This window comes from Sphingobium sp. (genome assembly GCF_041987595.1).
GTDB lineage: Bacteria > Pseudomonadota > Alphaproteobacteria > Sphingomonadales > Sphingomonadaceae > Sphingobium.
In genome coordinates this window covers 8,718-22,835 of the sequence record NZ_JBHIWJ010000065.1, presented here as the reverse complement: position 1 = coordinate 22,835, position 14,118 = coordinate 8,718, and the positions used below count along the sequence as shown (strand labels likewise).

At 64.9% G+C, this 14,118-nt stretch carries 14 protein-coding genes and 3 tRNA genes; 10 read left to right on the top strand and 7 right to left on the bottom strand.

Going from position 1 to position 14,118, the window contains the following annotated elements:
- Window positions 1-1,524: L-glutamate gamma-semialdehyde dehydrogenase (locus ACFC3J_RS15550; RefSeq protein ID WP_375197029.1), on the top strand; the 1,524-nt coding region annotated here is incomplete at its 5' end.
- Between the two features lie 291 nt (window positions 1,525-1,815).
- On the opposite strand, the gene ACFC3J_RS15545 is transcribed toward ACFC3J_RS15550, so the two are convergent.
- Window positions 1,816-1,892: transfer RNA gene (locus ACFC3J_RS15545), tRNA-Pro, on the bottom strand.
- Window positions 1,893-1,996: 104 nt separating this feature from the next.
- Window positions 1,997-2,272: a JAB domain-containing protein gene (locus tag ACFC3J_RS15540; RefSeq protein ID WP_375197028.1), complete on the bottom strand. Its 276-nt coding sequence runs from the start codon at window positions 2,270-2,272 to the stop codon at window positions 1,997-1,999.
- A gap of 176 nt (window positions 2,273-2,448) precedes the next feature.
- Here ACFC3J_RS15540 and thyA point away from each other — a divergent pair, with 176 nt between their 5' ends.
- The 4 genes from thyA to ACFC3J_RS15520 all read left to right on the top strand — a co-directional run bounded on the left by thyA (window position 2,449) and on the right by ACFC3J_RS15520 (window position 7,134).
- The gene (gene thyA / locus ACFC3J_RS15535) at window positions 2,449-3,396 is read left to right on the top strand and encodes a thymidylate synthase (protein WP_375197027.1); all 948 of its coding nucleotides are present in this window, start codon (window positions 2,449-2,451) and stop codon (window positions 3,394-3,396) included.
- Between the two features lie 111 nt (window positions 3,397-3,507).
- Window positions 3,508-4,803 carry a 3-methyl-2-oxobutanoate dehydrogenase (2-methylpropanoyl-transferring) subunit alpha gene (locus tag ACFC3J_RS15530; RefSeq protein WP_375197026.1) on the top strand — a complete coding sequence of 432 codons (1,296 nt, stop codon included), beginning with the start codon at window positions 3,508-3,510 and terminating at the stop codon, window positions 4,801-4,803.
- A 50-nt stretch (window positions 4,804-4,853) separates the two neighbouring features.
- Entirely contained in the window at window positions 4,854-5,858 is a 1,005-nt protein-coding gene (locus tag ACFC3J_RS15525) for an alpha-ketoacid dehydrogenase subunit beta (RefSeq protein ID WP_375197032.1), read from the top strand.
- Window positions 5,859-5,865: 7 nt separating this feature from the next.
- Window positions 5,866-7,134 carry a dihydrolipoamide acetyltransferase family protein gene (locus ACFC3J_RS15520; protein WP_375197025.1) on the top strand — a complete coding sequence of 423 codons (1,269 nt, stop codon included), beginning with the start codon at window positions 5,866-5,868 and terminating at the stop codon, window positions 7,132-7,134.
- On the opposite strand, the gene ACFC3J_RS15515 is transcribed toward ACFC3J_RS15520, so the two are convergent.
- Window positions 7,131-7,598: a hypothetical protein gene (locus tag ACFC3J_RS15515; protein ID WP_375197024.1), complete on the bottom strand. Its 468-nt coding sequence runs from the start codon at window positions 7,596-7,598 to the stop codon at window positions 7,131-7,133. The two genes, ACFC3J_RS15520 and ACFC3J_RS15515, sit on opposite strands and share 4 nt — an antisense overlap.
- Before the next feature lie 137 nt (window positions 7,599-7,735).
- On the opposite strand from ACFC3J_RS15515, the gene ACFC3J_RS15510 reads away from it, so the two are divergent.
- The 3 genes from ACFC3J_RS15510 to ACFC3J_RS15500 all read left to right on the top strand — a co-directional run bounded on the left by ACFC3J_RS15510 (window position 7,736) and on the right by ACFC3J_RS15500 (window position 9,204).
- Window positions 7,736-8,926, top strand: a complete 1,191-nt coding sequence (locus ACFC3J_RS15510) for an AI-2E family transporter (protein WP_375197031.1) — start codon at window positions 7,736-7,738, stop codon at window positions 8,924-8,926.
- 41 nt (window positions 8,927-8,967) lie between these two features.
- Window positions 8,968-9,044 (top strand) — tRNA-Asp (locus tag ACFC3J_RS15505).
- Between the two features lie 83 nt (window positions 9,045-9,127).
- Window positions 9,128-9,204 (top strand) — tRNA-Asp (locus tag ACFC3J_RS15500).
- Window positions 9,205-9,286: 82 nt separating this feature from the next.
- Here ACFC3J_RS15500 and ACFC3J_RS15495 read toward each other — a convergent pair.
- The 4 genes from ACFC3J_RS15495 to ACFC3J_RS15480 form a co-directional block, all read right to left on the bottom strand.
- Window positions 9,287-9,529, bottom strand: coding sequence for a DUF2842 domain-containing protein (locus ACFC3J_RS15495; RefSeq protein WP_375197023.1), 243 nt, complete (start codon window positions 9,527-9,529; stop codon window positions 9,287-9,289).
- 4 nt (window positions 9,530-9,533) lie between these two features.
- The gene (locus ACFC3J_RS15490) at window positions 9,534-10,106 is read right to left on the bottom strand and encodes a 5-formyltetrahydrofolate cyclo-ligase (protein ID WP_375197022.1); all 573 of its coding nucleotides are present in this window, start codon (window positions 10,104-10,106) and stop codon (window positions 9,534-9,536) included.
- 200 nt (window positions 10,107-10,306) lie between these two features.
- Window positions 10,307-10,642 carry a cell division protein ZapA gene (locus tag ACFC3J_RS15485; protein ID WP_192666542.1) on the bottom strand — a complete coding sequence of 112 codons (336 nt, stop codon included), beginning with the start codon at window positions 10,640-10,642 and terminating at the stop codon, window positions 10,307-10,309.
- Window positions 10,635-10,814, bottom strand: coding sequence for a hypothetical protein (locus ACFC3J_RS15480; protein ID WP_192666673.1), 180 nt, complete (start codon window positions 10,812-10,814; stop codon window positions 10,635-10,637). Before ACFC3J_RS15480 ends, ACFC3J_RS15485 begins: the two co-directional genes overlap by 8 nt.
- Before the next feature lie 199 nt (window positions 10,815-11,013).
- Here ACFC3J_RS15480 and tkt point away from each other — a divergent pair, with 199 nt between their 5' ends.
- Window positions 11,014-12,981: a transketolase gene (tkt, locus tag ACFC3J_RS15475; RefSeq protein ID WP_375197021.1), complete on the top strand. Its 1,968-nt coding sequence runs from the start codon at window positions 11,014-11,016 to the stop codon at window positions 12,979-12,981.
- A 39-nt stretch (window positions 12,982-13,020) separates the two neighbouring features.
- Window positions 13,021-14,031, top strand: coding sequence for a type I glyceraldehyde-3-phosphate dehydrogenase (gene gap / locus ACFC3J_RS15470; RefSeq protein ID WP_375197020.1), 1,011 nt, complete (start codon window positions 13,021-13,023; stop codon window positions 14,029-14,031).
- Window positions 14,032-14,118: the final 87 nt, after the last annotated feature.

The window sequence follows — 14,118 nt, the reverse complement described above, 5'->3', positions numbered from 1 at the left end:
ACCGGTCAGGTCGCTGCCGCGCTGGTTGCAGGCAATCCGGTGTTGGCCAAGCCAGCCGAAGAGACGCCGTTGATCGCGGCCCAGGCGGTGCGCCTGCTGCATGAGGCGGGAGTGCCGGGCGATGCGCTGCAACTGATCCCCGGCGCCGGAGAGATTGGGGCGGCGCTGGTGGGTGCGCCGCAGGTTGCGGGCGTGCTGTTCACCGGATCGACCGAAGTGGCGCGGCTGATCCAGCGGCAACTGGCGTCGCGCCTGTCGCCTGCGGGCAGGCCCATCCCGCTGATCGCTGAAACGGGCGGGCAGAATGCGATGATCGTCGACAGTTCCGCGCTGGCGGAGCAGGTGGTGGCCGACGTCATTGCCTCCGCCTTCGACAGCGCGGGGCAGCGCTGTTCGGCGCTGCGCATCCTCTGCCTGCAGGAGGATATTGCCGACCGGACGCTGGCGATGCTGAAGGGCGCGCTGCGGGAATTGCGGATCGGCCGGACGGACCGGCTGGCGGTCGACATCGGCCCGGTCATCACGGATGAGGCGAAGGCGGGGATCGAGGCGCATGTCGAAGCGATGCGTGCCCTGGGCCTGCCGGTGGAGCAGCAGGCTCTGCCCGAAGAAACGGCCCATGGCAGCTTCGTGCCGCCGACCATCATCGAGATCGCCGATATCGCCCAGCTGAAGCGCGAGGTGTTCGGGCCGGTGCTGCATGTGATCCGCTACCGCCGCGACCGGCTGGGGCAGCTGATCGATGCGATCAACGCAACCGGCTATGGGCTGACCTTTGGCCTGCACACGCGGCTGGACGACACCATCGCCCATGTCACGGCGCGGGTGAAGGCGGGCAATCTCTATGTGAACCGCAACGTCATCGGCGCGATCGTCGGGGTGCAGCCCTTTGGCGGGCGCGGCCTGTCGGGGACCGGCCCCAAGGCGGGCGGGCCGCTCTATCTGGGACGGCTGGTGGCGTCGCCGCCGGTCTTTGCCGAGCGGGCCGGGCATCTGGATTCGCCGTTGCAGGACTTTGCCGACTGGCTGGAGGCGCAGGGCGAAACGACGGCGGCGGCGATGGCGCGGCGCTATGGCGATGCATCGGCGCTGGGCGTCGAACGGGCGCTGCCGGGGCCGGTGGGCGAGCGCAATCTCTACGCGCTGCACCCGCGCGGGCAGATCTGGATGCAGCCCGAAACGCGCGAAGGCTTGCTGGAACAGATGGCCGCCGTGCTGGCGACCGGAAATCGCGGCGTGCTTCAGGGCATGGCTCTGCCGCAGGGCCTGCCGGCGACCATTGCCGCCGCCTTTGCGCGGGAGCCTGACGGCCCGTTCGCCGCTGCGCTGGTCGAAGGAGATGCGTCGCGGATCGGAGCGGCGATGGAAGCCGTGGCCGCCATGCCGGGCCCGATCGTCAGCGTCCATGCGGCGCACAAGACGGCTGGTGGGGCCTATCATCTCGACTGGCTGCTGGAGGAAGTGTCGACCTCCATCAACACGACCGCGGCGGGCGGCAATGCCAGCCTGATGATGATCGGCTGAAGCGGGGGAAGGCTGTGCCATTATGGCACGGCATCGGGAAATATGTCGGGGGCGGGGGGAACCATTGCCTCGCCCCGCAGTCTAGCCACTCGCAGGTGAACGCCTGTTAGTGCGACCCCAAAACTGCCCCGCCTTCCTTCGCAGGCTGTCGGGGCATTTTTGTTGCGGCGCTCTGATGCGCAGCATGCTCTCAGAGCCTGTTTGAGAATGCGCCATCGGCGCGTTGCTTCCGCCTCGGAAATCGCTCTTGCGCGATTTCTCAAACGATCCCTCGATGGATGAAGAAATATGTGGTCGGGGAGAGAGGATTCGAACCTCCGGCCCCTGCCTCCCGAAGACAGTGCTCTACCAGGCTGAGCTACTCCCCGACCGATAGCAGGTCCGTTCTGAGGCGGTCCCGCTGGGCAGGCCGCAGCCTATAGAGGCGGCTTTTCCGGCTGGCAAGCGGCGGATGAAGAAATTTTTGAGAGAGTTACAGCAGCCCGGCTTCGCGGAAGCTGAAGCGCGCCGTTCCGCTGTGAATCACATGATCCGCCAGCGCAATTTCCATCGGGCGCAGCCGCCTTGACAGCCAGCGGGTGAGGCGGATGTCGGTCCATTGCGGAAGAGGGGCGTACGGCCGCCGCTGTTCGATCGCGATCCAGCGACTGTCGCGCCGCAGCAGCAGGGCGATGGTGGCACGCCAGTCCTCACTGGCCGCGACGCGATCCAGCGGCCGCCATTCATCGTCAAGGATCAAGAGATGCAAGGATGCTGCGCTCGCCATTCGGGCGAGAATGCGCCGGGATCAGGCAGGTGGCAGCCCGGAGCCTGATCCCTTTTCGAGGAAAATGCGCACAATCCTCTCCATTTTGCACCATTTGGCGTGGGAAGGGCGCTCGGCTACAGGATGGGAAATTTCGTCAGACTCGGAAAGCCTTTGCCTTGACCAGCCAGCCCTCTTCGTCCGCGCCCCATTATGAGCAGCAATATCTGGACCTGATGCGGCGGATCTGGACGGAAGGTGACGAGCGGATCGACCGGACGGGCGTGGGGACGCGCTCGATCCTGGGCGCGACCATGCGCTTTTCGCTGGCGGACGATGCCGTGCCGCTGCTGACCACCAAGCGCGTCTACTGGAAGGTCGCGGCGCGGGAGATGCTGTGGTTCCTGACCGGCGACACCAATATCCGCGAACTGGTGCGGCAGGGCGTGCATATCTGGACCGACTGGCCGCTCGATGCCTATCGGCGGGCTACGGGCGAGGACATCGACCGGGACGCTTTCGAGGCGCGAATCATCGAGGATGAAGCGTTCGCGCTGCGCTGGGGCGATCTGGGGCCGGTCTATGGCGCGCAATGGGTGAACTGGCCGCGCTATGAGGAGGCCGGGGACGGCCTCTATCGGAAGGCGGCGCAGGGGCATAACCAGATTGCCGATCTGGTCGCGGCGATCCGCACCAATCCGGGGTCGCGCCGCCTGCTGTTCACGGGCTGGAACGTCGCGGAAGTGGCGCGCATGGCGCTGCCGCCCTGTCACATGACCTATCAGTTTCAGGTCGCCAATGGGCGATTGAACGGGCTGCTGTTCCAGCGAAGCTGTGATCTGGGTCTGGGCTTTGCCTTCAACATCTTCGGCCTGTCGATGATCACCCGGATGCTGGCGCAGCAATGCGATCTGGAGCCGGGCGAGGTCGTCTGGCAGGGCGGCGACGTTCATCTCTACCTCAACCATGCCGATCTGGTGGAGGAGCAGATCAGTCGAAATCCGTCCGGCAAACCCAAATTGCGGATCAATCGGCGACCTTCCTCTATTTTCGATTATCGAATCGAGGACTTTGAAGTGGTTGATTACGCGCCACAAAGGCACATCGCGGCGCCGGTCGCGGTCTGACCGCCCGGACGGGGCTTGCGACGAAATGGGTCAGTAAGGCTTGCCTTTGTGTGCGTTGTAATATAATAATTGCGCTCAGCAATATTATTGCAATGCACAATAGGAGGCAGGATGAGCGACCCGATCAATTCGGACGCTGGAAGGGACCAGTCGGGGCGCAATCTGTCCCCGCTTCGACTGCATGTGCCGGAACCGAAATTCCGGCCGGGCGACACCGCCGACTTTAGCGATTTCGACATTCCCCCGGCCGGCGCCCAGGCGCGGCCGGACGAGGCGGCGCAGCCCGGCGAGATGCGCGATCTGGCCTATGGGCTGGTCCGCGTGCTGGATGAGGATGGCGTCGCGGTAGGACCCTGGGACCCGAAACTGCCGGCGGAAACGCTGCTCAAGATGCTGCGGGCGATGGCGCTGACGCGGGCTTTTGACGAGCGCATGTTCCGGGCGCAGCGGCAGGGCAAGACCAGCTTCTACATGAAGTCCAAGGGTGAGGAGGCGGTGTCGATCGCGGCGGCGGCGGCGCTGGCCTATGACGACATGTGCTTCCCCAGCTATCGTCAGCAGGGCATATTGATCGCGCGCGGCTGGCCGATCATCGACATGATGAACCAGATCTATTCGAACAAGGGCGACCGGCTGAAAGGACGCCAACTGCCGATCATGTATTCGGCGCGGGACGCCAGCTTCTTCTCCATCTCCGGTAACCTCACGACGCAATATCCGCAGGCGGTGGGCTGGGCGATGGCCAGCGCGGCGCGGGGGGATACGCGGATCGCGGCGACCTGGTGCGGCGAGGGTTCGACGGCAGAGGGCGACTTCCATTCGGCCTGCACCTTCGCCAGCGTCTATCGCGCCCCCGTCATCATGAATGTGGTGAACAATCAGTGGGCGATCAGCAGCTTTTCGGGCTTTGCCGGAGCCGAGGCGACGACCTTCGCGGCGCGGGCCATCGGCTATGGGATTGCGGGCCTCAGGGTCGACGGCAATGATGCGCTGGCGGTCTATGCCGCGACGCGCTGGGCGGCCGACCGGGCGCGGGCCAATGCCGGACCGACGCTGATCGAGCATTTCACCTATCGCGTCGAGGGGCACAGCACTTCGGACGATCCCAGCGCCTATCGCTCCGCCGACGAGGCCAGCCACTGGCCGCTGGGCGACCCGATCGCGCGGCTGAAGAAGCATGTCATCACGCTGGGTATCTGGGACGAGGAGCGGCACGCGGCGATGGACAGGGAACTGGCCGAAATGGTCCGCGATGCCGCCCGGGAAGCGGAGAAGAACGGCATCCTTGGCCATGGCCTGCACCATCCGATGGAATCGATGTTCGAGGATGTGTTCGAGGAAATGCCCTGGCACCTCAAGGAACAGCAGCAGGCGATGCTGGATGAATGGAAGGCGGCTGGCCTGTGACCCAAGAAGCGAACGAAATGATGATCGAAGCGCGCGGTGACGTTGCGCAGATGAACATGATCCAGGCGATCAACAGTGCGCTGGACGTGATGATGGGCCGCGATCCGGATGTGGTCGTGATGGGCGAGGATGTCGGCTATTTCGGCGGCGTTTTCCGCGCGACGGCGGGGTTGCAGCAGAAATATGGCAAGAACCGGGTGTTCGACACCCCGATCACCGAATGCGGGATCATCGGCGTGGCGGTGGGCATGGGTGCCTATGGCTTGCGGCCGGTGCCGGAAATCCAGTTTGCCGACTATATCTATCCGGCGCTGGACCAGCTCGTTTCAGAGGCGGCGCGGTTGCGCTATCGCTCGGCGGGGGAGTTCATCTCTCCGATGACCGTGCGGTCGCCCTTTGGCGGCGGGATTTTCGGGGGGCAGACGCACAGCCAGTCGCCAGAGGGCATTTTTACGCACGTCTCCGGGGTGAAGACGGTGATCCCCTCGACCCCCTATGATGCCAAGGGACTGTTGATCGCTGCGATCGAGGATAATGATCCGGTCATCTTCTTCGAGCCGAAGCGCATCTATAACGGGCCGTTCGATGGCCATTACGATACGCCCGCCAAAAGCTGGGCGGGGCATGAGGCGGCGCAGGTGCCGACGGGCCATTATCGCATAAGGCTGGGCGAAGCGCGGGTGGCGCGGGCGGGCGAGGCGCTGACGGTGCTTTGTTATGGCACGATGGTCCATGTGGTGGAGAACACGGTCGCCGAGATGGGCGTGGATGCCGAGATCCTTGATCTGCGGACGTTGGTGCCGCTCGACATCGAGGCCATCGAAAGGTCGGTGAAGAAGACCGGCCGCTGCCTGATCGTGCATGAAGCGACGCGGACCAGCGGCTTTGGCGCGGAATTGATGGCGCAGGTGCAGGAGCGCTGCTTCTACCATCTCGAAGCGCCGATCGAGCGCGTGACCGGCTTCGACACGCCTTATCCGCACAGTCTGGAATGGGCCTATTTCCCCGGCCCGGTGCGGATTCGCGAAGCCATCAACAAGATCATGAAGGACTGAGGCTGAAATGGCGCTGTTTACGTTCAGGCTGCCGGACATCGGCGAAGGCATCGCGGAAGCCGAGATCGTCGGCTGGCATGTGAAGGTCGGGGATCGGGTCGAGGAAGACCAGCCGCTTGCCGACATGATGACCGACAAGGCGACGGTGGAGATGGAAAGCCCGGTCGCGGGCACGGTGGTCCGGCTGGCGGGAGAGCCGGGGCAGCAGATCGCCATCGGGTCGATGCTGGTGGAGATCGAGACGGAAGGGGCCACTGTCGAGGCGCCAGCCGCTGCGCCCGTTGTCGTGGTTCCCGAGCCGGAGAAGCCGGAAGCGCCCGTGGCCGTCGAGCGGGAAGAGATTGCTCCGCCGATCCCTGTGGCCGAGCCGGAAAAGGCTGCGCCTGTGCCCGTGACGCCGAAGGTGGAGGCGAAGGCAGCCGTTCTGGCCTCCCCCGCCGTTCGTGCCCGCGCCAGGGAACTCGGGATTGATCTCGGTCAGGTGAAGCCGAACGGCGACCATATCCGCCATTCCGACCTGGATGCTTTCCTGCTCTACGGATCGGGTCAGGGCTATCGGCCGGCCGGGCGGTCGGCGAAGCGGGGGGACGAGGAGGTGAAGGTCATCGGCCTGCGCCGCCGCATCGCCGAGAATATGGCTGCCTCCAAACGCGCTATCCCGCATTTTTCCTATGTCGAGGAGATCGACGTCACTGCGCTGGAGGAAATGCGCGAGCAATTGAACGCCCATCGCGGCGACAAGCCGAAGCTGACCCTGTTGCCGCTGCTGATCGTGGCGATCTGTCGGGCGCTGCCGGAATTTCCGATGCTGAACGCGCGCTATGATGATGAGGCAGGCGTGGTGACGCGCTTTGGCGCCGTGCATATGGGCATTGCGACCCAGACCGATGCGGGGCTGATGGTGCCGGTGATCCGCGACGCACAGGACCGCAACGTCTGGCAGCTTGCGGCGGAGATCGGGCGGCTGGCCGATGCCGCCCGCACCGGGAAGGCGAAGTCCGAGGAACTGTCCGGCTCCACGCTGACCCTGACCTCGCTGGGACCGCTGGGCGGCGTCGCGACCACGCCGGTCATCAACCGGCCGGAAGTCGCGATCATCGGGCCGAACCGGATCATCGAACGGCCGGTCTTTCGCGGCAGGGAAGTGGTGCCCGCCAAGCTGATGAACCTGTCGATCAGCTGCGACCATCGCGTGGTCGACGGCTGGGATGCGGCAAGTTTCGTGCAGGCGGTCAGGAAGCTGCTGGAGACGCCGGTTCTGCTGTTCGCGGACTAACGGACAGTAGCGCGATAGCTGAGGCGGCCGCTTTCGCCGGGGGAAAGCTCCTGCGGAACGGTCCAGCGGACATGGGTGATGTCGGCAGGGACCGCCCGGCGCGTGCCGCCCAGCGGGGTCGGGAGCCAGAAATCGCTCAGCCGCCCCCAATGGGCGCCGCCATCGACCGACACCTGCATGGCGGGATCGCTGAGATCGAGCTGCGTGCCGCGCGGCACCGCATTGGTGACGGCAAGGCCGCGCACGGGGCGATTGCCTTCATTGCGGAAGTTGACGACGAAGATCAGCTGATCGCCCGATCCGGCACGGTCGGCGCTTTCGAGCGTCCGGCGCGCCCGGCCGTTAATGTCGGTGCTGACCCGCTCCACGAAAATCTGCCGATCCAGCCTGATGTCCTGCCCCGCCAGCCCGGTCTGCGGCGCCAGCGCGCAGGCGAGAGCGATGAGCCAAACCCCCGATTTCATGCAGTCCCCCGACTCCCTGTTCTGTCCGAATGTGGCAGCCAAGTGCCGAAGATTTGGTTAAGGCCTTGTTTCCCTTGCTATCCTTCTGTTTCGCTGATGTAAATTGACCGGCGCAAATTGACGGACTGGTGCCGCCGATGCACAAATGGGACGGCGGCAGGGATTTTTCAGGCGTGACACCTCAGGAACAGCAGGAGATCAACCGGCGGCGGGACCGTCTGCTGGCGTCGATCGCGCTGACGACGGGGATCGGCCTGATCCTCGCCTTGCCCTTCGCTTTACAGGAAGGGGCTGAATTTTTCCTGCCGCTGACCGCTGCTTTGGTGATCGCGATCGCGCTGGTGCCCTTTCTGGAGTGGATGGAGCGGCGGCGAGTGCCCTCGGCCATTGCCGCGTTGCTGGCGCTGATCGCTTTTCTGGTGGTGGCCAATACCGCGCTGGTGCTGATCGTCGTGCCGGCTGCGGACTGGTTCCGGCTACTGCCGGAGCGGCTGCCCAAGATTCAGAGCAATCTCGCGCCGTTGATCGACTTCTATTCGCAGCTTCAGCGTTTCGTCGATGAGACGGTACGGATGCTGGCGACCGGACCCGTTGCCGCAGCGCAGACGGCGGCGGTGGATGCGCCCCGCTCGCTGTTGCAATTTGCCGCGACGTCGGCCCCTGCGGCGATCATCCAGATGGTGTTCGCTCTGCTCATCATCTACTTCTTCCTGGCAGGATGGACGCGGTTGCGGCGGCGGACGATCAACAGCCGGGGCAGTTTCGACGGCGCCATGGCGGTCGCGCGGGTGATTCAGAATGTGGTCGATGCGACGTCGGCCTATGTGCTGACCATCGCCACCATCAATCTGTGTCTGGGGCTGGCGGTCGCCTTTGCGCTTTGGCTGATCGGCATGCCTTCGCCGCTGATGTGGGGCGGCATCGTTGCGCTGCTGAACTTCGTGCCTTATTTCGGCCCGATGCTGGCGGCGGTGCTGCTGGCGCTGGGCGGCCTGATGGTGTTCGACGATGTGTGGAAGGCGTTGCTGCCCGCCGCGCTTCAGATCGGTTTTCATCTGGTCGAGGCGAATTTTGCGACGCCGACGATTCTGGGGCGGCGGCTGACCATGAATCCCTTGTTGATTCTGGTGTCGCTGACCTTCTGGGGGTGGGTTTGGGGAACGCCGGGAGCGCTGCTGGGCGTGCCGCTGCTGATCATCATCCAGACCGTGGTATCGGCGGCCGGGACCCCGGATATTGCCGGTTTCCTGTTCGAGCGCGGCACGCTGACGGTGTCCCCGCGCAAAGAAAATGACGAAAGCCAAGAAACTCATGTTGCAGACGGTTGACAGGGGGAACGGGGCCGCATAGATGCCCGCCCACACCGAACGCGGGTGTAGCTCAGTTGGTTAGAGCGCCGGCCTGTCACGCCGGAGGTCGCGGGTTCGAGCCCCGTCACTCGCGCCACTTTTCCCGAACGAAAAGTGGAAGGTTTTTCAGATAGCATCGTCTGGTGGCCCTTCACGGGCTGCGACAAGATGCCGCCCTGCGCGGGTGTAGCTCAGTTGGTTAGAGCGCCGGCCTGTCACGCCGGAGGTCGCGGGTTCGAGCCCCGTCACTCGCGCCACTCTTTTCAGTGAGAGTGATCTTACTCCATCCTCATCGTCCCGGCATAGGCTGTGATTTCGCCAGGGCACGCGGAGCGGGAATCAGAAACGCCGCCAGCGCCCCGTTTCCATCCATGAGAGCAGGCGTCTCAGCGGCAGCAGCCAGATCCAGATCAGGCCGAGGAAGACATAGACCGGCACCTGCACGATCACAGGCAGCTTGCCGATCAGTCCCGACAGGCTGCCCACCAGCACCGCCCAGAGCGCGATCAGCCCCAATATGATGAACATGCCCGCAGGCTTGCGCCAGCTTGGCTTGTAAACATGGCGAGGATCGATGCTCATCCCTTCAGACGCCTTCAATCAGTTCGACTTCGGTCAGGATCAGGTGCAGCGGCAGATCCCAGGGATCGGCCGGCACGCTCTCCTGTTCCTGCACCGACCAGCCAAGGCCGATCCGCAGCGCATCGGGATAACGGGCAAAGGCGCGGTCATAATAGCCGCCGCCCTGGCCCAGCCGGTTCATCGCCCGGTCAAAGCCGACCAGCGGCGCGATGATCGCATCGGGCACGACCGGCCCGGCGCCCGGTTCGGGATGGCTGGTGCGGAACGGGCCGGGCTGGAGCGGCTCGTCGGGCTGCCACTGAAGGAAATCCATCGACCCCAGCCGATCCAGCACGCGGGGCAGCGCGATGGTCTTGCCCATGGCCTGCAACGGCGCCGCCAGTCGCTGGGCGGGCGCCTCGTCGTCCAGCCCCATATAGAGCGCCACCACCTGCGCGTCCGCCAGTCGCTGGGCAAGCGGCGAGGGGATCACCTTGAAGGCCAGCCGGTGGGCCAGCGGGTCGAGCAGGGACACGAAAGCCCGCCGCTTTTCCCGCGCACTGGCGCGCAGCGTCGTCTTGTCGGTGTCGTCGCTCATGAAAGGCCTGATTCGTTTGGGGGAGGAGGGTGACGGGACCGCCTCGGCCGTGTGCTGGAAAATCCTCTGACGCCTCAACGTCAGGTGGGAACCATGTAGATCGGGCCGGAGCCCGCCCAGGGACAGTCCCCTTGGATGTGATTATCGCCTCAGGGATGTTCGCTAAAGCTCGTACCGCGCAGTGCCCGTCGCTGCTCTATTTAGGCTTGCGGCGCTGCGGCGGCAAGACTGCCCCGCAGCTTTTCTATGCGCGCGGCAAGAGATTCGAGCGCGCGGACGGCCGGTTCGTCCTCCGGCTCGAGCGCAAGGCTCTGCTGGCGGCCGATCGCTTCGCGCTTGAGGTCGTTCAGCTCATCGGCAAGGAACAGGGCCGCGAACAGCAGGGTGCGCACCTCGGTCAGTCCCGGCGTGTTCTGCTGAGCCAGCCGCGCCTTGCGCTCGATCAGGTTGGCGAGATGCGCGAGATGCGCCTCCTCGCCGTCGCGGCAGCGTATGTCGTAAACGCGCCCGGCGATGTGCAACGTGGTTTCAGCCACCCTTCTGCCCCTTCAGTTCGGTGATGAGAGTATCCAGCGACTGGAGCGCGGCGCGAGCGGCCAGGGCATCCACGCCGGAAGAGGATTCGGAGGAAGCGGCCGACAAAAGGCCATTAACATCCTGTTCGAGCTGGCTGACCGCACGCTCCAGTGCGGCGATCGCCTTCATCATTCGGTCGCTTGCCATAGCCCCTGGCATAAACAAAGTTTTCACCGTGCAAAAGCAGTCATTGGGCGAGTTGGGGGCGGCTTGGCGCACCCCCGGGGCCACCCACGGTTGACGCATAGGTTCTGACTCGACAAAGGGGGCGCAATTTCGATTCGCTGGCCTTAACAGGGGGCCGCCGACAAGCAGGAAAGACGCCGCTTCGATGACCGTTTCCGAAAAGTCCCTCGCCAACGCCATCCGGGCGCTCTCCATGGACGCGGTTCAGGCCGCCAACAGCGGCCATCCGGGCATGCCGATGGGCATGGCCGACGTGGCCACCGTGCTGTTCGGCGATTATCTGAAGTTCGATCCCAAGGCGCCGAAATGGGCCGACCGCGATCGTTTCGTGCTGTCGGCGGGCCATGGGTCGATGCTGATCTACTCGCTGCTGCACCTGACGGGTTATGCGCATCCCACGATGGATGATATCCGCAACTTCCGTCAACTGGGCAGCCCCTGCGCCGGGCATCCGGAGAATTTCGAGCTGGCGGGCGTGGAAGCGACCACCGGGCCGCTGGGTTCGGGGCTGGCCACCGCCGTCGGCATGGCGATTGCCGAGCGGCATCTGAACGCGCAGTTCGGCGACGATCTGGTCGATCACCGGACCTGGGTGCTGGCAGGCGACGGCTGCCTGATGGAAGGCATCAACCATGAAGCCATCGGTCTGGCAGGCCACCTGAACCTCGGCCGCCTGATCGTGCTGTGGGACGACAACAAGATCACCATCGACGGTTCGGTCGACCTGTCGAGCAGCGAGGATGTGCGCGCCCGCTATGCCGCGACCGGCTGGCATGTCGTGTCGTGCGATGGTCATGACGTCGCCGACGTGCGCCGCGCCATCGATGAAGCGCTGGCCGATCCGCGTCCCTCGCTGATCGCCTGCGCCACCAAGATCGGCTATGGCGCGCCCAACAAGGCGGGCACGTCGGGCGTTCACGGTTCGGCGCTGGGTGAGGCCGAAGTCGCTGCGGCGCGCGAGTTCCTCGGCTGGACGGCTGAACCTTTCGTCATCCCTCAGGATATCGCCGCTGCCTGGGCCGCCATCGGCGCCAAGGGCGAGGGCGTTCGCGCCGAGTGGGAAGGCCGTCTGGCGAACAGCGAAAAGGGCGCTGAATTTTCGCGCCGCATGGCTGGCGAACTGCCGGCCAATTTCTCGCTCGAAGCCTATATCGACAGCCTGATCGCCAATCCGCAGAAGGTCGCGACCCGCAAGGCGAGCGAACTGGCGCTGGGCGCGATCAACGACCTGCTGCCCGAAACGCTGGGCGGTTCGGCGGACCTTACCGGCTCCAACAACACCAAGACCAAGTCGACGGGTCCGCTGACGAAGGACGATTATTCGGGTCGTTACGTCTATTACGGCATTCGCGAGTTCGGCATGGCCTGCGCGATGAACGGCATGGCGCTGCACGGCGGCGTCATTCCCTATGGCGGCACCTTCCTCGTCTTCTCCGACTATATGCGCGCGGGCATCCGTCTGGCCGCGCTTCAGCAGACCCGCGCCATCCATGTGCTGACCCATGACTCGATCGGTCTGGGCGAGGACGGGCCGACCCACCAGCCGATCGAGCATGTCATGTCGCTGCGCATGATCCCCAATCTCGACGTCTATCGTCCGGCCGACGTGGTCGAGACGGCGGAATGTTGGGAACTGGCGCTCAAGGACGCGCAAGGCCCGTCGGTGCTGGCGCTGACCCGTCAGAATCTGGCGCAGCTTCGCACCGAAAAGGCGTCGGAAAATCTCTGCGCCAAGGGTGCCTATCGTCTGAAGGCCGCGACCGCCGACCGCAAGGTGGTGCTGATCGCCACCGGCTCCGAAGTCGAGATCGCCGTCGCCACCGCTGCGCTGCTGGAAGAGCAGGGCATCGGCGCCGACGTCGTCTCCATGCCCAGCTGGGCGCATTTCGAGGCGCAGCCGAATACGTATAAGGAAGATCTTCTGCCCCACCACGTATTGCGCGTCTCCATAGAGGCTGGCACGACCTTCGGCTGGGAACGCTATACCGGCATTGCGGGTCTGCGTTTCGGTATCGACAGCTTCGGCGCTTCGGCTCCGGCGGAGGCCCTGTACGATCATTTCGGCCTGACCGCCGCGAAGATCGCGCCGAAGATCGTGGCGGCGCTCGACTGACTAGATTCAAACCAACCGTAAAACCGGGAGACAAGTGCAGTGGCAACGAAGGTAGCAATCAACGGTTTCGGCCGCATCGGCCGTCTGGTGGCGCGCGCCATTCTTTCGCGCACCGACCACGATCTGGAACTGGTGAGCATCAACGACCTGGGTGACGCCCAGTCCAATGCCCTGCTGTTCAAGCGTGACAGCGTCCATGGCAATTTCGCCGGTGAAGTCAGCGTGGATGGAGACGCGCTGGTCATCAACGGCAAGCGCATCGCCGTCACGGCGGAGCGTGACCCCGCGAACCTGCCGCACGCCGCGCAGGGCGTGGACATCGCACTGGAATGCACCGGCATCTTCGCCGACAAGGCGAAGGCGAGCGCCCACCTGACCGCCGGCGCCAAGCGCGTCGTGATCTCGGCCCCGGCCACCGGCGTCGACCGGACCGTGGTGTTCGGCGTCAATCATGACCAGCTGACCGCCGACGACGTGGTGATCTCGAACGCCAGCTGCACCACCAACTGCCTCGCGCCGCTGGCCAAGGTCCTGCATGACGCCATCGGCATCGAGCGCGGCTTCATGACCACGATCCACAGCTACACCAACGACCAGAACACGCTGGACCAGCTGCACAAGGACATGCGCCGCGCCCGCGCCGCTGCCCTGTCGATGATCCCCACCACCACCGGCGCCGCCCGCGCCGTGGGAGAGGTTCTGCCCGAACTCAAGGGCAAGCTGGACGGTTCGTCGGTGCGCGTGCCGACCCCGAACGTCTCGGTCGTCGACCTGAAGTTCGACGCCAAGCGCCCGACCACCGTGCAGGAAGTCAATGAGCTGCTGAAGGCCGCGTCGCTGGAAGGCCCGCTCAAGGGCGTGCTCGGCTATTCGGACGAGCCGCTGGTGTCGATCGACTATAACAGCGATCCGCGCAGCTCGACCGTCGACAGCCTGGAAACGGCCGTGATCGACGGCACGCTGGTCCGCGTGCTCAGCTGGTACGACAATGAATGGGGCTTCTCGAACCGCATGGCGGACACCGCCGTGGCCATGGCCAAGCTGATCTGACGCCCTAGCTTCCGCCTCCAAGAGGCGGCCGGCGACAGGCCGGCCGCCTTGCGAGGTGCCTCGCAAAACTCCCGGCGCCCGACCGCC